Source organism: Microbacterium sp. 3J1 (assembly GCF_001049495.1).
Lineage (GTDB): Bacteria > Actinomycetota > Actinomycetes > Actinomycetales > Microbacteriaceae > Microbacterium.
In genome coordinates this window covers 1-19,446 of record NZ_CDWI01000002.1, presented here as the reverse complement: position 1 = coordinate 19,446, position 19,446 = coordinate 1, and the positions used below count along the sequence as shown (strand labels likewise).

Sequence of the window (19,446 nt, the reverse complement as noted above, 5' to 3'; positions counted from 1 at the left end):
GCGGGCAGAAGGGAGGATCGTCAGGAGACCCACGCGAGGATGAGGATCATCGTCGCGAGGAAGCCGGCGAAGTAGTTCAGCGCGATGAAGCGGCGCCAGGCGCGATTCGTCCGCCCCGACGTGTCGTCGGTGACGTTCCACCAGGGGGCGGCGTTCACGATGTACGGCAGCGCGAGCAGCGCACCGAGAGGCGCCGGCCACGAGGTGAAGAGCATCGCCGCGCCCGCGAGGATCCAGAGGACGATCGCCAGGCGCACGGTCGCCCTCGCGCCGATGACCGTGGCGATCGAGCCGATGCCGCCCTCGCGGTCGGGGCCGATGTCCTGCACGGCGCCGAAGGCGTGCGCGGCCATGCCCCACAGGAAGAACGCGACGAGGACGATCACCGCGGTGACGGTGACCGGCCCGTTCGCGAGGGCGAGGCCGACGATCGCCGGCGTCACGAAGTGCAGGCTCGACGTCGTGGAGTCGAGGAACGGGCGCTCCTTGAAACGCAGGCCGGGAGCGGAGTAGGCGATCACCGCGAAGACGCTGATCGCGAGCCAGACCCACGAGACGGGGTCGCCCACGGCCACGAGGTACACGAGGAACGGGATGTTCGTCACCGCCGCCGCCCACAGCGTCGCGCGGTGGATGCGGGGGGAGAGGAGGGCGCCCTCGATCCCGCCCTTACGCGGATTCGCGAGGTCCGACGCGTAGTCGAACACGTCGTTGATGCCGTACATCGCCAGGTTGTAGGGGATGAGGAAGTACAGGGTGCCGAGCACGAGGGTCAGGTCGATCTCGCGAGTGCTCAGGACGTAGGCGGCCGCGAACGGGAACGCCGTGTTGATCCAGCTGATCGGGCGGGACGAGAGGAGTATCTGCGCGAGGTCGGTGCGGACGCTCGGTGCGGGTGCGCTCATGCCTCTTCCTCCCCACTGTGCGAGCCCGTGCGCCGCCGCCGGCCGTGCACGAACGCCCAGAGGGTCGGAAGCAGCACGGCGCCGGCGAGCGGATAGGCGAAGTCCTCGAGAGGCGCGAGCCCGACGTGGATGCCGAGCAGATGCCCGGCGGAGTAGTGGAAGAGGCCCGTCGCGATCATGACGGTGTCGAAGATCGCGGTGAGGGCGAAGAGCACGGCCGCCGTGAGCGCGATCGCCGCGGGGTGCGCGCGGTGTCCGCGGGACACGAGCGACAGCACGATCGCGATCACCACCGCGGAGCCGAAGAACCAGGCGGCGAGCTCCACGTACGTCATGATGTCTCCTCGACAGCGCGCCCGCGGCGCACGTGGGCGAGGACCCGGACGGCGCCGGTGTATACGACCATCGTGCACACCACGAGGAACAGCAGGAACACCGGTTCCTCGATCGGCAGCTCGGGGGCGATCACGATCCCCGTCGCGATGACGGCCTCGCCGCGGAAGAAGATCCCGCCGGCGATGCCCGCGACGTCCCACAGCAGGAAGAACGCGAGCCCGACGGCGGTGACGACGGATGCCGAGACCGCGTCGCGCCAGAAGAACAGCCGGAACCGTCGGTCCAGCAGAAGCATGCAGCCGAGCGTGGCGAGAAGCACGGCGAGATACAGGAACCCCATCACTCCGCCCGGCTTCCCGTCGGTGCGGCGGTGGCCACGTCGAGCGGGCCGCTCGAGTGGTCGCCGCGGATGCGCTTCAGCACGATCTCCGCGCTGATGAGGCACATCGGCACGCCAACACCCGGTGCCGTGGTCGCTCCGGCGTAGTACAGGCCCGCGACTCGGCGCGACTCGTTCTGCGCCCGGAACATCGCGCTCTGCGCCAGCGTGTGGGCGGGACCGAGCATCCCTCCGCGCCAGGAGTTGTAATCGTCCCGGAAGTCGGCCGGTCCCTTGGTCTCGCGCACCACGATGCGCTCCCGGAGATCATCGACGCCGGCCCACCGCGAGATCATGTCGATCGCCGCGTCGGCCGCGCGCTCGACCTGCTCGGAGCCCGCGCCGTCTGCGCCTCCGCCGCCCAGCCCGGTGTCCGCCGGGACAGGCACGAGCACGAAGAGGTTCTCGTGCCCGTCCGGTGCGACGGTCGGATCCGTCGCGCTCGGACGGCAGACGTAGGTCGAGGCGGGGGAGGGGATCGACGGCCGATCGCCGAAGATGGCGTCGAAGTTCGCATCCCAGTCGTCCGTGAAGAACAGCGAGTGATGCGGCAGCTGCGGCAGGGCGCCGCGGACGCCCAGCATCACGAGCACGGCGCCGGGACCGCTCGTGCGTCGGCGCCACCAGGTCTCGGGATAGGAGCGCAGATCAGGCGGCAGCAGCGACGTCTCCGTGTGGTGGAGGTCCGCCGCGGAGACCACGATGTCGGCCTCGGACACATGGGAATCCCCGCTTCTGTCACGCCAGGAGATCCCGGTGGTCCGCGGTCGTCCGCCGGCGTCCTCGGTCAGGATCGCCGTGACGTCGGCCTCCGTCACGATCGTGACTCCTGCATGCCGGGCGAGCTCGGCGATCCGTTCGACGACGCGCCAGAACCCGCCCTGCGGGTAGCTGACCCCCTCGTCGAGGTCGAGTGCGCTCATCAGGTGGTACATCGCGGGTGCGCTGCGGGGGTCGGTGCCGAGGAAGACCGCCGGGTAGCCCAGGATCTGCCGCAGCACCGGGTCACGGAAGCGCCGGGCGGCGAAGGCCTGCAGCCGCGTGCCGAGAAGCGAGAAGAGTCGGGGGAGCGCGCGCAGCACCTCGGGCGTCGTGAGCGAGCGGAGGCGCGTGAAGGGGTTGTAGAGGAAGTACTTCTCCGCCATCGTCCTGGCCTCGTGTGCGGAGTCGAGGTAGGCGTCGAGTGCCCCGGCCGATCCGGGTTCGCGCTCCTCGAACAGCCTCGTCACCGCGGCGCGCCCGGTCGGGACCGTGACTGACGGCGAGGGGCGCCCGTCGGAGGCAGGGGCCCGGAAGACGCGATAGCCCGGATCGAGGAGGGTGAGGTCGAGCTGCTCCTCGGTGGACGTGCCCATCATCTCGAAGAAGTGATCGAACACCTCGGGCATCAGATACCAGGAGGGACCGGAGTCGAAGCGGAACCCCTCGCGCTCGATGGTGCCCGCGCGTCCGCCCACCCGCGCGTTCTTCTCGTAGACGGTCACCTCGTGGCCCTCGCGAGCGAGCAGTCCGGCAGTGGCGAGACCGGCGACTCCCGCACCGATCACGGCGATCCGGCTCATCGGTCCCGCTCCAGGGCGGTGATGACGAGGGCGCGGCCGGCGAGCAGCGCCTTGATCGGATCGGGAACCCGCACGCGGCGCCGGTACAGCTCGGATGCCGGGGTCCGTGCGACGCGTCGGGTGAGCGCCGCGAAGAGCGCATGCGCGCTGCGGACGGCGGCGCGACTGTCCTTGGGCAGCAGCGGGATCGAGAGGCGGGCGTCGTCGAGCTGGGACTCGACGGTCCGCACCCAGGCGTCGCGGTCGGCATCCGTCAGACGCCCCGAGTCGCCGAGGTATCCGCGCTGCAGCCGGTCGGTGTCATCGGCGAGGTCGCGAAGGAAGTTCACGTTCTGGAACGCGGCGCCGAGCTGTCTGGCCCCATGCGTGAGCACGGCTGTCTCCTCTTCAGTGCGGGTGACGTCGCGCAGGAACACGCGCAGGCACATGAGCCCGACGACCTCTGCCGAGCCGTAGACGTATCTCTCATGAGCCTCCGCGTCGTAGACGGCGAAGTCCGTCGGGTCGGCGATGTCGGCGCTCATCGAGTCGAAGAACGGCTGCGTCAGGTCCTCGCCGATCCCGCACTCCCGTGCCGTGCGTGCGAAGGCGTGGAGCACGAGGTCCGTGCTGTAGCCGGTGCGCATCGAGCGGTGCGTCTCGGCGACGTACGAGGCCAGCGCCTCTTTCTGCGCCGAGCTGTTCAGCCCGGCCTGAGCGGCGACGCCGTCGACGATCTCGTCGGCGATCCGGACCATCGCGTAGATGTTGCGGACGTGCTGGCGGTGTCGGGAACCGAGGAGCTTGGTGGCGAGGCCGAAGGACGTCGAGTAGGTGCGGATGACGTCGGTGGAGGCAGTGTCCGCTGCGCGGCTGAACCTCCCGAGGCTGTCGTCCGGATCCGCTCCGGGGGCCGGGCTCATGCCTGACGCCCCTCGAGCCGCGCCGCCGCCATGAGGATCGAGCGCGCGGCGTCGGAGTTGAGGTCACCGCTGCGCTCGGCATCCGCGAGGAGTGCGTGCATCGAGTCGAGCTGATCTCCGATCAGTCCGGTGACGAAGCTCTCGGCCCCGCAGTCGCGAAGGCGGTCACGGATCTCTGCGGCGGCTTGCAGACTGAGGTCGGACGAGCCGAAGGCGGGCTCGATGTGCGGCCAGGCGGGCGTCGACCGGGCGTAGGCGATGATCGCCGTCTCCTTGCCCTCGCGCAGGTCGGAGAACGCATCCTTGCCGTGCGTCCGGTGATCGCCGAAGACGCAGAGCAGGTCGTCCTGCAGCTGGTAGGCGAGGCCGAGGTGGCGGCCGACGGCGTGCAGCGTGTCCTGTGCCGTCAGCGGTGCGCCGGCGAGCAGGGCCGCCGCCCGCAGCGGGAGGGAGAACGAGTACGTGGCCGTCTTGTAGACGCTCATGCTGAGCACCGTGGGGAGCTCGGGCGCGATGATGCCGTGGCTCAGGGCGACGTCGGTGTGCTCACCCGCCACGGTCTCGATGATCGCCTGTTCGATGAGATCGAGGAGTCCGATCCTCGCCTGGTGCGGGATGTCGGCGCGGGCGAAACCGAGCACGGCCGCGGAGAGCAGGAGGTCGCCCATGAGGATGGCGCTGGATCGCGCCCAGTGCAAGGAGTCCTCCTCGCTGGTGCCGAGGCTCGCCGCCGCCAGGGCGCCGATGAGGTTCGGCCGCCGACGCCGGGTGAGGTCGCCGTCGATGACGTCGTCGTGCAGGAGGAAGGCGTAGTGGAGGAGCTCGATGTGGGTGGCGACATCGACCGCTGCGGCGGTCGGCTCGGTCCCGGCGTCGGGCGCGAGGGCCCGGTGGATGTCGAGGAGGAGGCGAGGGCGCACGAGCTTGCCGCCGAGGGCGTGATCCGCCGCCGCCCGCCACAGGGATGCGAATTCCGCTCCGTATGCCTCGGCGCTCTCGCTGTGGACGCTGAAGCGCTGACGGAGGATCTCCTCGACGCGTATGCCCATGTCCTCGTGGACGATCGTCGACGACATGATCAGACCGCTCCGTGGGCGCGCAGCTGCGACAGCTGCTCGACGAGCCACGGGCTGAAGGCGAAGGGCGCGGATGCCACCGTGTCTGCGAAGACGCGAGGATCGACCCACGCCCACTCCGCGACCTCGTCGGGGGAGGGGGACACCTCGCCGTCGGCCACGGCGACGTGCACCGGGCAGATCTCGTTCTCGACGATCCCGCTCGCGTCGACGGCGCGGTAGCGGTAGTCGGGAAGCACCATCGTCACGTCGGTGATCGTCAGGCCGAGCTCGTCCAGGGCGCGCCGGTGCACCGCATCCGCCATGTCCTCGTCGGGGCGGGGATGACCGCAGAAGCTGTTGGTCCAGACCCCCGGCCAGGTGCGCTTCGACAGCGCTCGCCGCGTCACCAGGAGGCGGCCGTCACCGTCCAGGACATAGCAGGAGAACGCGAGATGCAGCGGGGTGTCGGTGGTGTGCACCGTGTCCTTGGCGGCTACGCCGATCGCGTCTCCGTCTGCAGAAAGGAGGGTGACCTCATCCAACGGGGGAACCTCCTCGATTTCGCTAGCTTAGCTAATAATCAACATAACATGAATCCAATCGTGTGTAGCATGATGGCATGGACAACGGATCTGACGCCAGCCCCTGGGGGAGCGGCTCGTCGGATGCGGTCGCGGAGCGGAGCGCGACCTCGCCGGATGGACTCGCCCATGCGGCGATCTACGACGTGGAGGCGACCGATCCGCGCAGCGCGCTGATCGATCGCTCAGGGGTGGACCCGGAGGATCTGCGCCAGATCGCTGTGCTCATGGGCGCACTCGGGAACCTCAGGGATGCGGAGCAGAAGCTCTCGCTCGCGTCGCGGCGCTACATGAAGCTCAACGAGACGGACATGCGCGCGCTGCACTACCTGATCGTGTGCGCGAACCGCGGGGCCACAGCGACGCCGGGAGGCATCGCGACGCATCTGGGGATCTCGACCGCGTCGACGACGAAGCTGCTCGACCGGCTGGAGAAGGGCGGGCACATCAAGCGTGCGCCGCATCCCACCGACCGACGGGCACTGGCGATCACGATCACGCCCGAGACCCGGCAGGCCGCCATGGAGACCGTGGGGAAGCAGCAGGCGAAGCGGTTCTACTCCGCGGCGCGGTTGACGGCGGATGAACGCGAGGTCGTGATCCGGTTCCTGACGGACATGGCAGGCGAGATCGCGCTCCGGGATGAGCCGTGGGCCCAGGCCGGAGTCGCGACCTCGGAGTGAGTCAGTGCGCGGCGTTGTACGCCTCGACCACGGGCGCCGGGATGCGGCCCCGCTCGGACAGCGTGTAGCCGTTGTCGTTCGCCCACGCCCTGATCGCTGCCACCTCGGGGTTGCGCGCAGGGCGCTTGCGCGACGAGGAGGAGCGCCCGGCTCCTGCCGCGCCCGCCGATCCCGCCCGGCGTCCCGCCGAGATGTACGGCTCGAGGGCCGCACGCAGCTCCTCGGCGTGCGCTGAATTCAGGTCGATCTCGTAGGACGTCCCATTGAGCGAGAAATGCACGGTCTCGCCTTCGCCGACTTCGAGGACACTGCCGTCGATGTCATCCACCAGTTGATGCACAATTCGTCTCGCCATGGAAATGACATTACCCCGTGCCCGGTCGAATTGCGATGACGCTTATTCGTGTCCCGGGTCGATCAGCTTCAGCCCGACGATGCAGCCGACGAGCCCCAGGAGCAGCAGAATGCGCATCCAGGAGATTTCACTGTCGCCGGTGATCATCGCCCACACCACGGTGAGAGTCGCGCCGATCCCGACCCAGACCGCGTACGCCGTCCCCGTGGCGATATCACGCATGGCGAATGCGAGCCCGATCATCGACAATATGAGTCCGCCGACGAAGATGATGCTCGGCCAGAGCTTGGTGAAGCCTTCGGACTTGCCCAGGGCAGTCGCCCAGACGGCCTCGAGGACTCCGGATGCGATCAGAATCAGCCACGACATTATCGGTCCTTCCGGACCAGTCTTTTGCGCTCACCGGGTACTGGTCTACCTCGTCCGGGGCCGACGATCGCCGACCGATCCCCATGCTAGCCCTGCGGCCTGGGCAGGGACTGGGCAGTTCGCGCGGATCAGGCCTCCCCGCGGCGCGTCAGGGGAGGAGCCCCGCCCGACGGGCCTTGGTCACGGCCGCGTGACGGGTAGAGGCATCGAGCTTGGACATCGCGGTGCCGAGATAGGCCTTGACGGTGCCTTCGCGAAGCCCCAACTGGCCGGCGATCTCCGCGTTCGTCGCGCCGAGGGCGGCGCAGGCCAGCACATCCGTCTCGCGGCGCGACAGGTGGACGGTCGGGACGGCGCCGGTCGTGACCGGCACGGATTCGCCTGCGAGCGATAGGAGTCGATGCTCCACCTGGGCGATGCGATCTCGCAGCCCCGCGTCCTCGACGGCCGCGGCGATGCTGCGCAGTTCGGCGAAGCTCTCGCGGAGCTCCTCGCGATGACGCGGAGCCACCGCGTCGGGTGCCGGCGACGCGGCGCGCAGTCGCCGTTCGACCTCGTCGCGGACGCGGAGCTCATCGGCGACCGACTGCGCGACCTGCATGGCCGGCGCGGTCGTGATGCCGTCCACCGGCGTCCTGTCCCAGGCGCCGGCGTAGAGCACGCCGCGAGGGCGTCCGCCCACCACGATCGGCAGAGCCAGCAGCGTGCGCAGTCCCTCACCCAGCACGAAGACGTCGTAGTCGTGGGTGATCTGTCGCGACGACCCGTAGTCGTTGGTCATCCGGGGGCGCAGCTCCATCATGGCTCGCCCGCCGAGTCCGCGCTCGGGTCGCACGCGCAGACCATCGAGGCTGTGCGTGCGGTTTCCGACGATGCTCGTCACACTGACGACGCCCTCGTCGATCAGGCCTCCGAACGTCACCGGGAAGTGCGTCCGTCTGGCCAGTTCCCGCACAGCCCTGGTGACCAGCTCGGTCTCGGATTCCAGCTCTGCCGTTGTGCTCACGACTACCTACTTTCGGGGGTGACGGCACCGTTCCCCGTTTCGTAGCGTCGACCCTACCACTCGCACGACACGCCCGTGCGAGCCGCGAACATGAGGCAAGGAGGCCCCATGACCGACCATTCAACGCCCGATTCGGCCGGTGTGATCGACTACATCGCCGTCGAGGAATCCGAGCGATTCCGCACACTGAAACGCACGCAGCGTTCATTCATCTTCCCGCTCGCCGCGTTCTTCCTGATCTGGTATTTCGTCTACGTGCTGCTGGCCGCCTTCGCGACGGAATTCATGTCCCAGCGGGTCTGGGGCGATATCACCGTCGGATTGCTGCTCGGTCTCGGGCAATTCGTGACCACATTCGCCATCACCATGACCTATGTCTCGTTCGCCAATCGAAAGCTGGATCCGATCGCCACAGAGATCCGTGAAGACCTCGAGAAGGCGCAGGGCGGAGCATGAACGGCATCCTTCTGGCAGTCGAGCCGGTCGCGGTCGAGAGCAATCCGATCCTCAACATCTCGATCTTCGGCGCTTTCGTCGCGGTGACCCTGTTCATCGTCATCAGGGCGAGCCGCAACAACAAGACGGCTGCGGACTATTACGCCGCCGGTCGCTCATTCACCGGACCGCAGAATGGATTCGCGATCGCGGGGGACTACCTCTCCGCGGCCTCGTTCCTCGGGATCTGCGGCGCGATCGCGATCAACGGATACGACGGGTTCCTCTACTCGATCGGGTTCCTCGTGGCATGGCTGGTAGCGCTGCTGCTGGTCGCGGAGCTCATGCGCAACACGGGCAAGTTCACCATGGCCGACGTGCTCTCGTTCCGGCTGAAGCAGCGTCCGGTGCGGATGGCGGCCGCCATCACCACGCTCGCGGTGTGCTTCTTCTATCTCCTCGCCCAGATGGCGGGAGCCGGCGGTCTCGTATCGCTGCTCCTCGGCATCGAGGGGCGCATCGGGCAGTCGATCGTGATCGCCGTCGTCGGCGTGCTGATGATCGTGTATGTGCTGATCGGCGGCATGAAGGGCACGACGTGGGTGCAGATCGTCAAGGCGTTCCTCCTCATCGGCGGGGCGATCGCGATGACGATCTGGGTGCTCGCGATCAACGGGTTCAACCTCAACACGCTGCTCGAGGCGGCGGTCGCCAACTCCGACAAGGGCGAGGCGATCCTCGGACCGGGGCTCCAGTACGGCGCGAATCCCTGGGACTTCGTCTCTCTCGGCATGGCTCTCGTCCTCGGTACCGCGGGACTCCCGCACGTGCTGATGCGCTTCTACACCGTGCCGACGGCGAAGGAGGCCCGTCGCTCCGTCGTCTGGGCGATCTGGCTGATCGGCGGCTTCTACCTGCTCACCCTGGTGCTCGGGTACGGCGCCGGGGCGCTCGTCGGCGCCGACGTGATCGCTGCCGCCCCCGGCGGACCGAACTCGGCGGCACCCCTTCTCGCCCTGTATCTCGGCGGTCCGGTGCTGCTCGGATTCATCTCGGCCGTCGCCTTCGCGACCATCCTCGCGGTGGTGGCGGGGCTGACGATCACGGCGGCCGCATCGTTCGCGCACGACATCTACGCGAACGTGATCCAGAAGGGCCGGAAGGATGCTGCGGGGAACCCCGTGGAAGCCGACCCGAACGGCGAGGTGCGCGTCGCGCGCCGCACCGTCGTGGTGATCGGCATCCTCGCCATCGTCGGAGGCATCGGCGCTCAGGGACAGAACATCGCGTTCCTCGTCGCCCTGGCGTTCGCCGTCGCCGCGTCGGCCAACCTGCCCACCATCCTGTACTCCCTGTTCTGGCGGAGGTTCAACACGCGCGGCGCCGTGTGGAGCATGTATGGCGGGCTCGCCGCGGCGATGATCCTCATCATCCTCTCGCCGGTGTTCTCGGGATCGCCGACCGCGATGATCCCGAGTATCGACATCGTGCTGTGGCCGATGAACAACCCGGGCATCGTGTCGATCCCGCTCGGGTTCCTCCTCGGCTGGCTCGGGACCATCACCAGCAGGCAGAAGGAGTCGCCTCAGCTGGCGGCCGAGATGGAGGTGCGCTCGCTCACCGGGTTCGGTGCGGAGAAGGCCGTCGACCACTGAGCGGCCCGTGAGCGCTCTTCGCATCGGCGCATGAACCACGTGGACCCCGGCGGCCTACTCGCCGGGGTCCACGTCGTCTTCCTGCCGTCGTCCCGTGTCCGTCGATCACGGCCGGTCAGCCATGCGACTCGAGGTCGAGCAGGAAGCGCTTGCGCTCGGGGTGCGCGCCGTAATGACCGGGAGTGCCGTCGGAGCGGACGACACGGTGCACCGGAACGATGATCGAGAACGGGGTCAGCCGGCAGGCGGTGCCCACCGCACGAGCGGCACCGGGGTGGCCCGCGAGCACGGCGACCTCGCCGTAGCTCAGCGTCTGGCCCCACTCGATCGAGCAGATCGTCGCCAGAGCGGTACGGGAGAAGCCCACGGCCAGGCGCCAGTCGAGTGCGAGGCGGTCGTCGAATCGCACCGGCTCCCCGCCGAAGTAGTCCTCCAGCAGCGAGGTCAGATCGTCGGCGGCCCCCGGATCGGGTTCGGGGACGGCGTGCAGCTGACGGGAGACGCTCTCGAGGAGCCAGGGGACCGACGGGTCCTCCGACTCGGAGAGATCGAAGCGCACGATCCCCTCGTCGGAGAACACCGCCAGCGCATCCCCGAACGGCGTGGGGGCGAAGTCGTAGCGGAAGGTCATGCATCCCATACTGGAGGGCCGCGCGGAGGACCGACGGAGCGCATCGCGGTGACGGGGGAGAGGTCGCTCACCCCGCCGATCTGTGCAGGAGCAGTCGCCGCGCACGTCGGGCGGCGCTCGAGGGCGGAAATCCCGTGAAACCCGCTCGGGATACCGCCCCGACGCCCCGGCGCGCATAGTGTGTGAGGTGTGTGGCGACGTGATAGCAAGGCTGCGGAGGCGGTGAGCGCTGCCCCGGTGACCCTGAGCGATATGCGTGTGACCCCCGCCGGCGTCGAGGTCGCTCACGCGGCGGAGGCCGAACGCACCCGCCTGCGCGCCGAGGCGGCCGATCTCGGCGGTCCTTCCCCTCTCGTCACGTTCCGCGACAGCCCGGAATCCGGAATCGACATCTCGAAGGCGCATCCGGGCAGCCTGCCGCAGTTCATCACGGGCAAGTCGACGCTCCTCTCCAATCTCTTCCGCGACGAGGTGGGTCTGCGCACAGCGCGACTCGCCGCCGAGCGCATCACGGCGAAGAACACGGAGCTCCGCACCGTTCGGGGCATCGAGGCCGTGCATCTGGCCGTCGGCGTCGCAGGCTGGCGGATCGGCGGCGCGGACTTCGCCGCCCCGGTCCTGCTGCGCCCGCTCGCCATCCGCCGCCACCATTCGGACTTCGAGCTCAAGCTGCAGGGAGCGTTCGAGGTGAACCCCGAGCTCGTGCGCATCGCGCGGGAGCACTTCGGCATCACGATCGACGCGACCGCGCTCGCCGCGCTCGCCTACGACGGCGGCATCTTCAAACCGCAGCCGGTGATCGACAGCCTCCGCGCGACGACCCGTTCGATCGAGACCTTCACCGTGCTGCCGCGCCTCGTCGTGTCGACCTTCGCCGATGTCGGCGGAGCGATGTCCCGAGACGGCGGCAACCTCGACCACCTCGTGCTCAATGCCCTCGCGGGCCACGTCGGCGATCGCGAGCAGGTCAGCGCCCGCAGGCCCGCACCGCACCACACCGGGCCGGACGACCGCGCGCCGGCATCCGACAACCTCCTCCTCGATGCGGATGCCGAGCAGGAGGCCGTCCTCGCCAGGATCGCCGCCGGGCATTCGCTGACCGTCGCGACCCTTCCGGGAACGGGCGGTACGCAGACCGTCATCAACGCGCTCGGCGAGCTCGTGCGCGCCGGCAAGCGCGTCCTCGTCGTCTCCGCCCGGCGATCGACTCTCGACGGCGTCCGCCACCGGCTCGCCGGCATCGGACTCGACAGCCTCGCGGTGTCGAGCCAGAGCGTGCGCCGAGACCTCGTTCGGGCCATCGGTCGCAACGAGAAGGCGACCGCGCCCAAGGTGAGCGACGTCGACGACGCGCTGGTCCGCCTGCGCACCGTCCTGCGCGACTACCGCCGGGCGCTCACGTCGCCCGTCGCGGGGACCAGCGCATCGGTCCTCGACGCCACGCGCCAGCTCACCCGGCTCGCGTCTCTGCCCACGCCGCCGTCGACGACCGCACGGCTGACACCGGACACCCTGCGTCGCCTCGCCGACGATCGGTCGGAGGCCGCCGAGGCGCTGTCGCAGGCCGCTCGTCTCGGGGAGTTCCGCTTCGGTCCCGACGACTCGCCGTGGTACGGGGTGACGTTCTCGAGCACCGAGGCCGCGCGCTCCGCTCACGACCTCGCCGCGCGATTGCACGCCGACAGCGTGCCCGCCCTGCTGGAGCGGGGATACGCCCTGATCGCGCAGACGCACATGCGTCCGTTCTCGACCATCGACGAGCTCGGTGAGTATCTGCGCCTGCTGCAGGGCATCCGCGATTCCCTCGACCGCTTCAGCCCGACGGTGTTCGAGCGTCCGCTCGGCGAGCTGATCCTGGCGCACGGTTCCCGCCGCGACGCACCGGCGATGTCGAGCGCGAACCGTCGCCGCCTGCGACGGCTCGCCAAGGAATACGTGCGCCCGGGCATCCACGTCACGGAGATGCACGAGGCGCTGCTGCGCATCCAGTCGCAGCGCACGCAGTGGCAGCGCTGCGTCGAGGCCGGCGCGGCGCCGGAGATCCCCCTCGGGCTCGCCGAGGTCCATGCCGCCTGGCAGCGGGTGACGGCCGAGCTCTCGGAGCTCGATGCGGCGCTCGGTCGCCGAGAGCCTCTCGCGTCCCTTCCGGTCGCACGGCTCGTGCGCATCCTCGCGGGACTCGCCGCCAAGTCCGACGTCTTCGACAACCTCGTCGAACGCGCCCAGCTGCGTGACCGCCTCGCCGGCCTCGGGCTCGAGCCGCTGCTCGCAGAGCTGTCGGTCAGGCACGTCTCCGAGGCGCAGGTGGGCGAGGAGCTGGAGTTCGCCTGGTGGCAGTCGCTGCTCGAGCGCGCACTGCAGGACGACAGGGCGCTGCTCGGCGCGAACACCGCAGTCGTCGACCGACTGGAGCGGGACTTCCGCCTGGTCGACGAGGCGCACGCGGCCATGGCCGGTCCGCTGCTCGCCTGGCAGTTGGCGAACCAGTGGAAGATCGCGATCGTCGACGAGCCGCAGGAGTCGCAGAACCTCCGCAAGGCGCTGACGCGGCCGGGCACGACGACCGCCGAGATCGTGAGCGCGGCCCCGACCCTCATCGCCGCGCTGGCACCGGTATGGATCTCGTCGCCCTATCTCGTGCCCGAGATCCCCGATTCCGTCGACTTCGACTCCGTGCTGCTCGTCGATGCCGCGGCCATCAACCTCGCCGAGGCCGCGCCGGCCATCCGGCGGGCACGGCAGGTCGTCGCCTTCGGTGATCCCGTCACGCAGCGACCGACGCCCTTCGAGGTCGCCGTCGGCTCGGCGACCTCCTGGGAGCCCGAGGTTCCGTTCGACGAGGTCTCGGTGTTCGAGCGGCTCTCCGAGCTGCTGCCGGTGATGACTCTCACCCGCAGCTACCGCGCCGGTGGAGAGGACCTCGCGGAGCTCATCAACGATGCGTTCTACGGCGGCGAGATCGTCTCGCTGCCGTGGGCCGGCTCGTATCTCGGGCGTGGCAGCCTCACCGTCGACTACGTGGAGGGCGGGACCGGAGCGCCGGATCCGATCTCCGGGGCGGTCGAGAGCCCGGATGCCGAGGTCGCCCGCGTCGTCACGCTCGTCGTCGAGCACGCCGTGCATCGCCCCGATGAGTCGCTCATGGTCGTCACCGCGAGCAGACGGCACGCCGAGCGCGTCCGCGCCGCGGTCACCTCCGCGTTCGCGGGGCGGTCCGACGTCGCGGACTTCGTCGGCCGCGACACCGCGGAGCCGTTCGCAGTGCTCACCCTCGAAGAATCCGTCGCCGAGAGCCGGGATCGTGTCATCTTCTCCCTGGGGTACGGGCTCACGAAGCACGGTCGGGTGCTCAGCGACTTCGGCGACCTGTCGACCTCCGACGGCGAGCGACTGCTCACGGTCGGAATGACGAGAGCGCGGCGGTCCATGGTCATCGTGTCGTCGATACGCCCCTCGGCGTTCGACGACGGCCGGCTCGAGTACGGCGCGGCCACACTGATGTCGATCCTCGGCGGTCTCGCGACGCGGAGTCGCGATGCCCGTCTCGAGGATCTCGCCGACCCCCTGACGCTGGCGCTGGCCCGTGAGCTGCGGCGCCTGGGTGCCGCGGTCGACGTCGACTACCGGGGTCTGCTGCCGCTCGTCGCCCAGCACGACGGCAAGGCAGTGGTGATCGAGTCCGACCCCGAGTCCCGCGGCGAGTCGCTGCGCGAGACGCTGCGCCTGCGTCCGCATGTGCTGCGGCGTCTGGGCTGGCACTACGTGCGGGTGCACGCCTTCGATCTGTACAGCGACCCGGCGACCGCCGCGACGCGGATCGCGGCCGTGCTCGGCATCTCCCCGTCGACGCCGAGGGCCGACAACGACACGCAGCCGCTCGATCTCGACGATCCGCAGGATGACTGAGCAGACCGGTCCGGATGCGCCGCGGCAGAAGGTCGTGCGGGTCGCGGGATCCCGGCGCGCGCGACTGACCCCCGTGCCCGGTACGGACGTCGATCCCGAGACGACGGTGCCGGAGGGGCCGCGGCCGACGGCATCCGTCCCTCGCGCATCGAAGGGGCCGACGGGGCCCAAGGGACCCAACGACGACCGGCTGATGCAGGACGTACCTCCGCACTACTGAGCGGCATACGACGAAGCGCACGACCCGATCCGGGCCGTGCGCTTCGTGCACAAGATGTGAGCAGACGTCAGCTGCGGACGTTCCTGGCGAGCAGGTCGCGGATCTCGATGAGCAGCTCGGCCTCGGTCGCGGCGGCCGGCTCCTCCTGCGGCTCCTCGGCGGGAGTGCCCTTGCGGGCCTCGACCCGTGCCTTGAACGTGTTCATCGGCAGGACGAAGACGAAGTAGACGACGGCGGCGACGGCGAGGAAGCTGATGATCGCCGAGATCAGGTCGCCGATCGGGAACGTCACGTCGTCGCCGTAGATGTTCGTGACCGTCCAGCCGAACTCGCCGGTGGCGTCGGCCTGGAAGAACAGTGCGACGAGCGGCGTGATGATGCTGTTCACCACGGCGGTCACGATGGCGGTGAACGCCGTGCCGATGACGACGGCGACGGCCAGGTCGATGATGTTGCCGCGAAGGATGAAGTCCTTGAAACCCTTGAGCATGGGAACCTCCGAAGGTCTGTTGTGTGTCAGGAAGAGGTGGTGCTCGACGCCGGCGCCGGAGCGGCGCTCTTGGTCGGCTCCGCCTTCGATGATGCCGGGGCGGCTGCGGGCGCACCGGATCCGGAGCGCGAGTCGGTGCGATAGAAGCCCGAGCCGTTGAAGGTCACGCCGATGGATCCGTACTGCTTGCGCAGCTCGCCGCCGCACTCGGGGCAGACCGTGAGGGCGTCGTCGGAGAAGCTCTGCACGGCGTCGAAGGCGTGCCCGCACGAACGGCAGGCATAGGCATAGGTGGGCATGGTGATCCTCGCGGGGTCAGCGTCGCGTGGGCGACAGGAGCAGGGTCTGCGTGGGGGTCACGACTCCGGTCACCGGCTGGTCGTGGACCTCTCTCGGCAGGACGTCGAGTACCTCGGAATCATAGATGACGGCGTAGACGGGAGGGCATCTCTCCATCGAGCCGATCGTCTTGTCGAAGTAGCCTCGTCCCCACCCCATGCGCATGCCGGTGCGATCGACCGCGGCCGCGGGGATGATCATGAGGTCGACGTCGTTCACCGCGATCGGCCCGAGCACCTCCCCCGTCGGCTCCGGCAGGCCGAACAGCCCCGCAGCGATCTCATCGTCGTCCGTCGCGACGGCCCAGTCCAGGAGTCCGTCCGATCTGGTCACGGGGAGGAGCACGCGGATTCCGCGGCGCACGGCGGCGCTCACGAACTCGCGGGTGTCGGGTTCGGTGGAGGTGGAGAGGAAGCAGGAGATCGAGCGAGCGCCGACGGAGGCCACCAGGTCGTCGAGCCGCCGCGCGATGGCGGAGGACGCGTCCTGGCGCTGCGATTCGCTGAGCAGCTGCCGTCTCTCGCGCAGCTCGGCGCGCAGTGCGCGCTTCTCGTGCTCGACGTCGTTCGCCATGCCTCCGAGTCTACGGCGGCGGCACCGCTAGGCTGGGACGATGGGTCATCAGAAGATCAAAGCCGTCATTCCCGCTGCGGGACTGGGAACACGATTCCTGCCTGCGACGAAGGCGATGCCGAAGGAGATGCTGCCGGTCGTCGACAAGCCGGCGATCCAGTACGTCGTCGAAGAGGCGGCCAATGCGGGCATCGAGGACATCCTCGTCATCATCGGCCGCAACAAGAACGCGATCTCCAACCACTTCGACTCCGTGCCGGAGCTCGAGGTGAAGCTGATGGAGAAGGGCGACACCGGTCGTCTCGAGCGGGTCATCCACTCGAGCGATCTCGCCGACATCCACTTCGTGCGTCAGGGCGAGCCCAAGGGCCTCGGTCATGCGGTGCTGCGTGCCCGCACGCACGTGGGCGACAGCTCGTTCGCCGTGCTCCTCGGTGATGACCTCATCGACGAGCGCGATGAGCTGCTCACCGAGATGATCGCCGAGCACGAGCGCACCGGCGCCGCGGTGATCGCCCTCATGGAGGTCGACCCCGCGAACATCCACATGTACGGCGCCGCTGCCGTCGAGGAGATCGAGGGATCGGATGCCGTCCGCGTGACGGGACTCGTCGAGAAGCCCGCCCAGGAGGATGCTCCCTCGAACCTCGCGATCATCGGACGCTACGTCCTCCCCGCCTCGATCTTCGAGGTCCTCGAGCGCACCGAGCCGGGCAAGGGCGGAGAGATCCAGCTGACCGACGCTCTGCAGGAGCTGGCGACCCGTCCCGAGGGCCCCGGCGTCGTGGGCGTCGTCTTCCGAGGCCGCCGGTACGACACGGGCGACCGCGTCGACTACATCAAGGCGATCGTGCAGCTCGCATCCGATCGCGAGGATCTCGGTCCCGAGCTGCGCCCGTGGCTGAAGGAGTTCGCGGAACGCCTCTAGGCGTCACTGCGGCGCGGAGCGCATGATGGATCAGGCGGCGGGGATGCGGCACGGCCCCATCGGGCTGCGACTCGTCCGATCGCGTGACGCGAGGGCACTGCAGCACGAGCTGCTCGCGAACCGCTCGTGGCTGCAGCCGTGGGAGGCCACCGTCCCGTACGGTGCCGTGTCCTTCGACATGCGACTCAGCATCCGTCGTCTGCTCCAGCAGTACCGTGACGGCGGTGGATACCCCTTCGTCATGGAGTACGAGGGGGAGGTTGCCGGTCAGCTCAACGTGTGGGGGGTCGCGCGCGGATCCCTGTGCTCCGCCACGATCGGCTACTGGGTGAGCGAACGCTTCGCGGGCAAGGGGATCACCCCCACGGCGGTGGCGCTCGCCACGGACGCGTGCTTCGCCGAGTACGGACTGCATCGCATGGAGATCTGCATCCGTCCCGAGAATGCGGCAAGCCTCCGCGTGGTGCAGAAACTCGGCTTCCGATACGAAGGTCTGCGCCGGCGTTACATCCACATCGACGGGGACTGGCGTGATCACTACGCGTTCGCGCTGACGCGAGAGGACGTTCCGCAGGGGGTCCTCGCGCGGTGGCTGAACGGTCAGGTTCCCCCGGATGCGGCGACCGTGCCGCCGTCCGACCGGCTGACACTCTGATCGCGGCGCCCGCGCGGCGGAACCCGTCGCGACACGCGCCCGGACTGAACGTCTGGGAGACGGCTGTTCCCGTACCGTTGTGGTCATGGACGGGCCGGTGCTGAGCGGGGGAGTGATCGTGCTCGTCGCCGTGCTCCTGTGGATGCTCTACCTGCTGCCGTCCTGGCGCGGGCGCTTCCAGTACAACGCCGCCGAGCGCAACGCCGTGCGGTTGAACCAGGCGCTCCGTGTGCTGGCCGAGACCAGTGAGACGCCGGGCGAGGTGCATCTCGAGCTGAACGCCCGCACGGCGCTCGCACAGCAGAAGCTCGCCAAGCGGCTGCAGGCCGAGAAGGAGGCCGCCGAGCTCGCGCTGCTGCGTGAGGAGCTCGCTGCCACGCGGGCCGATCCGACCGTCCGTCAGGCGCGTGCTCGCCGTCGAGTCCGAATGTCCGCGACGGTCGTTCTGATCGCAGGGATCGCACTCGTCGGCGTAGGGGTGTGGCAGCTGGTCGCCCTGCAGGCGCAGATGCTCCTGTGGACGGGAGCGGCGCTCACGGTGGCAGCCGCAGTGGTGCTCCAGCGGATGGCATCGGTCGCTCATCGTTCGGTGCGGCGCCCCGCGCAGCAGGTGGCGGAGAGCGCTCCGCGCGTCGCGCCGCCTCTTCACGATCAGGGCCGCGCGACATGGACTCCCCGTCCGCTGCCCGAGCCGCTCGTCTCCATGGCGGGCTCGCGCGCCCAGGCCGCACAGGCGGAGATCGACGCCCAGAACGAACGCCGCAAGGCGGCGAGGGTCGCTGCTCTCCGGGAAAGGGCAGAGCAGATGGCTCCTGTCGCTCCGGTGCAGCTTCCCGCGGCGAGTTCCCCTTATGCGCGCATGGGATTCGTCGACGACGCCGAGATCGAAGCGCATGTGCGGGACCTGCTCGCGAAGCGTGCGGCAGGGTGATCCACCCGGTTCGACCGCCTCGCCGAGCGTGATAACGTAGACGAGGTTCACGGGCCTATGGCGCAGTTGGTAGCGCGCCTCGTTCGCATCGAGGAGGTCAGGGGTTCGAATCCCCTTAGGTCCACCGGAACTCACGAAGGCTCCGAGCGTCAGCTCGGAGCCTTCGTTCGTTTCCCCGACGTGGCCGGCCAGGGCGGCGGGCGGCCCGAAAGGCGGGATCCTGGGCGACACGCCCGGCGGACGGGCCTGATTTGCCGGAACCCGCGGATCCGCGTAACTTATTACTTGTTCGCCCCACAGGGAAGCGGAGAGGCCGAGAGCCTTACCCCCCTCAAGCGGAGAACCACCTCCACTCGATCAGCTCCTCGGAGCAGATCGCAGACACACTTCTGTCTGACCTGGAGCTTCCACCCCGGATCGACTGCCGATTTGACAGCCGCTTCGGAACGGATAAGCTAGTGAAGTTGCCTCGGCGCCTTGAGCCCCGAGCTGCAGATCTGGTTCTGAGCCTCACGGCGTGTCGATTTGACAGCCTGAACGGCGAAGA

General features: G+C 69.0%; 22 protein-coding genes, 1 tRNA gene and 1 riboswitch. Of the genes, 9 read left to right on the top strand and 14 right to left on the bottom strand.

Going from position 1 to position 19,446, the window contains the following annotated elements; genetic code table 11:
- Positions 1–20 precede the first annotated feature (20 nt).
- From BN2660_RS01315 to idi, 7 genes are read right to left on the bottom strand one after another with little or no spacing between them, the layout of a single operon-like run.
- Positions 21–905 (bottom strand): prenyltransferase, encoded by an 885-nt coding sequence (locus tag BN2660_RS01315; RefSeq protein ID WP_091226293.1) that lies wholly within the window; start codon positions 903–905, stop codon positions 21–23.
- Positions 902–1,240 (bottom strand): lycopene cyclase domain-containing protein, encoded by a 339-nt coding sequence (locus BN2660_RS01310; protein ID WP_091226290.1) that lies wholly within the window; start codon positions 1,238–1,240, stop codon positions 902–904. Before BN2660_RS01310 ends, BN2660_RS01315 begins: the two co-directional genes overlap by 4 nt.
- On the bottom strand, positions 1,237–1,581 hold the full coding sequence (locus BN2660_RS01305; RefSeq protein WP_091226288.1) for a lycopene cyclase domain-containing protein: 345 nt from the start codon (positions 1,579–1,581) through the stop codon (positions 1,237–1,239). Before BN2660_RS01305 ends, BN2660_RS01310 begins: the two co-directional genes overlap by 4 nt.
- Positions 1,581–3,182, bottom strand: coding sequence for a phytoene desaturase family protein (gene crtI / locus BN2660_RS01300; protein WP_091226286.1), 1,602 nt, complete (start codon positions 3,180–3,182; stop codon positions 1,581–1,583). Before crtI ends, BN2660_RS01305 begins: the two co-directional genes overlap by 1 nt.
- On the bottom strand, positions 3,179–4,084 hold the full coding sequence (locus tag BN2660_RS01295) for a phytoene/squalene synthase family protein (protein ID WP_091226284.1): 906 nt from the start codon (positions 4,082–4,084) through the stop codon (positions 3,179–3,181). Before BN2660_RS01295 ends, crtI begins: the two co-directional genes overlap by 4 nt.
- Entirely contained in the window at positions 4,081–5,160 is a 1,080-nt protein-coding gene (locus BN2660_RS01290; protein WP_091226282.1) for a polyprenyl synthetase family protein, read from the bottom strand. The genes BN2660_RS01295 and BN2660_RS01290 overlap by 4 nt, the downstream gene beginning before the upstream one ends.
- Before the next feature lie 2 nt (positions 5,161–5,162).
- Positions 5,163–5,684 (bottom strand): isopentenyl-diphosphate Delta-isomerase, encoded by a 522-nt coding sequence (idi, locus tag BN2660_RS01285; RefSeq protein ID WP_091226279.1) that lies wholly within the window; start codon positions 5,682–5,684, stop codon positions 5,163–5,165.
- 77 nt (positions 5,685–5,761) lie between these two features.
- Between idi and BN2660_RS01280 the strand changes: the two genes are divergently transcribed.
- A complete protein-coding gene (locus tag BN2660_RS01280) occupies positions 5,762–6,406 on the top strand; it encodes a MarR family winged helix-turn-helix transcriptional regulator (protein WP_091226276.1) in 645 nt (214 codons plus the stop codon).
- A 1-nt stretch (position 6,407) separates the two neighbouring features.
- Here BN2660_RS01280 and BN2660_RS01275 read toward each other — a convergent pair whose 3' ends face one another.
- The 3 genes from BN2660_RS01275 to BN2660_RS01265 all read right to left on the bottom strand — a co-directional run bounded on the left by BN2660_RS01275 (position 6,408) and on the right by BN2660_RS01265 (position 8,136).
- Positions 6,408–6,761 carry a histone-like nucleoid-structuring protein Lsr2 gene (locus BN2660_RS01275; protein WP_091226274.1) on the bottom strand — a complete coding sequence of 118 codons (354 nt, stop codon included), beginning with the start codon at positions 6,759–6,761 and terminating at the stop codon, positions 6,408–6,410.
- A gap of 42 nt (positions 6,762–6,803) precedes the next feature.
- Positions 6,804–7,130 (bottom strand): DMT family transporter, encoded by a 327-nt coding sequence (locus BN2660_RS01270; RefSeq protein WP_091226272.1) that lies wholly within the window; start codon positions 7,128–7,130, stop codon positions 6,804–6,806.
- An 11-nt stretch (positions 7,131–7,141) separates the two neighbouring features.
- Positions 7,142–7,209, bottom strand: a riboswitch (guanidine-III (ykkC-III) riboswitch).
- Between the two features lie 69 nt (positions 7,210–7,278).
- Positions 7,279–8,136: a LuxR C-terminal-related transcriptional regulator gene (locus BN2660_RS01265; RefSeq protein ID WP_091226269.1), complete on the bottom strand. Its 858-nt coding sequence runs from the start codon at positions 8,134–8,136 to the stop codon at positions 7,279–7,281.
- Positions 8,137–8,244: 108 nt separating this feature from the next.
- On the opposite strand from BN2660_RS01265, the gene BN2660_RS01260 reads away from it, so the two are divergent.
- Both BN2660_RS01260 and BN2660_RS01255 read left to right on the top strand, forming a co-directional pair.
- The gene (locus tag BN2660_RS01260) at positions 8,245–8,592 is read left to right on the top strand and encodes a DUF485 domain-containing protein (protein WP_091226266.1); all 348 of its coding nucleotides are present in this window, start codon (positions 8,245–8,247) and stop codon (positions 8,590–8,592) included.
- Positions 8,589–10,226, top strand: coding sequence for a solute symporter family protein (locus tag BN2660_RS01255; RefSeq protein WP_091226264.1), 1,638 nt, complete (start codon positions 8,589–8,591; stop codon positions 10,224–10,226). Before BN2660_RS01260 ends, BN2660_RS01255 begins: the two co-directional genes overlap by 4 nt.
- Before the next feature lie 115 nt (positions 10,227–10,341).
- Here BN2660_RS01255 and BN2660_RS01250 read toward each other — a convergent pair whose 3' ends face one another.
- Positions 10,342–10,857 carry a methylated-DNA--[protein]-cysteine S-methyltransferase gene (locus BN2660_RS01250; RefSeq protein ID WP_091226262.1) on the bottom strand — a complete coding sequence of 172 codons (516 nt, stop codon included), beginning with the start codon at positions 10,855–10,857 and terminating at the stop codon, positions 10,342–10,344.
- 252 nt (positions 10,858–11,109) lie between these two features.
- Between BN2660_RS01250 and BN2660_RS01245 the strand changes: the two genes are divergently transcribed.
- The gene (locus BN2660_RS01245; RefSeq protein ID WP_255304988.1) at positions 11,110–14,763 is read left to right on the top strand and encodes an AAA family ATPase; all 3,654 of its coding nucleotides are present in this window, start codon (positions 11,110–11,112) and stop codon (positions 14,761–14,763) included.
- The gene (locus BN2660_RS01240) at positions 14,756–14,983 is read left to right on the top strand and encodes a hypothetical protein (protein ID WP_091226255.1); all 228 of its coding nucleotides are present in this window, start codon (positions 14,756–14,758) and stop codon (positions 14,981–14,983) included. The genes BN2660_RS01245 and BN2660_RS01240 overlap by 8 nt, the downstream gene beginning before the upstream one ends.
- 67 nt (positions 14,984–15,050) lie before the next feature.
- On the opposite strand, the gene mscL is transcribed toward BN2660_RS01240, so the two are convergent.
- The 3 genes from mscL to BN2660_RS01225 are packed head-to-tail and all read right to left on the bottom strand — an operon-like array spanning position 15,051 to position 16,385.
- Positions 15,051–15,473, bottom strand: a complete 423-nt coding sequence (mscL, locus tag BN2660_RS01235; RefSeq protein ID WP_091226253.1) for a large conductance mechanosensitive channel protein MscL — start codon at positions 15,471–15,473, stop codon at positions 15,051–15,053.
- 26 nt (positions 15,474–15,499) lie between these two features.
- Positions 15,500–15,772, bottom strand: a complete 273-nt coding sequence (locus BN2660_RS01230) for an FmdB family zinc ribbon protein (RefSeq protein ID WP_091226250.1) — start codon at positions 15,770–15,772, stop codon at positions 15,500–15,502.
- A gap of 16 nt (positions 15,773–15,788) precedes the next feature.
- On the bottom strand, positions 15,789–16,385 hold the full coding sequence (locus tag BN2660_RS01225) for a 5-formyltetrahydrofolate cyclo-ligase (RefSeq protein ID WP_091226248.1): 597 nt from the start codon (positions 16,383–16,385) through the stop codon (positions 15,789–15,791).
- Between the two features lie 40 nt (positions 16,386–16,425).
- On the opposite strand from BN2660_RS01225, the gene galU reads away from it, so the two are divergent.
- From galU to BN2660_RS01205, 4 genes are all read left to right on the top strand, one after another.
- Positions 16,426–17,313 (top strand): UTP--glucose-1-phosphate uridylyltransferase GalU, encoded by an 888-nt coding sequence (galU, locus tag BN2660_RS01220; RefSeq protein ID WP_091226246.1) that lies wholly within the window; start codon positions 16,426–16,428, stop codon positions 17,311–17,313.
- A 43-nt stretch (positions 17,314–17,356) separates the two neighbouring features.
- Positions 17,357–17,968: a GNAT family N-acetyltransferase gene (locus BN2660_RS01215; RefSeq protein ID WP_091226537.1), complete on the top strand. Its 612-nt coding sequence runs from the start codon at positions 17,357–17,359 to the stop codon at positions 17,966–17,968.
- An 85-nt stretch (positions 17,969–18,053) separates the two neighbouring features.
- Positions 18,054–18,899: a hypothetical protein gene (locus BN2660_RS01210; RefSeq protein ID WP_091226243.1), complete on the top strand. Its 846-nt coding sequence runs from the start codon at positions 18,054–18,056 to the stop codon at positions 18,897–18,899.
- Between the two features lie 51 nt (positions 18,900–18,950).
- Positions 18,951–19,023: transfer RNA gene (locus BN2660_RS01205), tRNA-Ala, on the top strand.
- The last annotated feature ends 423 nt before the right edge of the window (positions 19,024–19,446 follow it).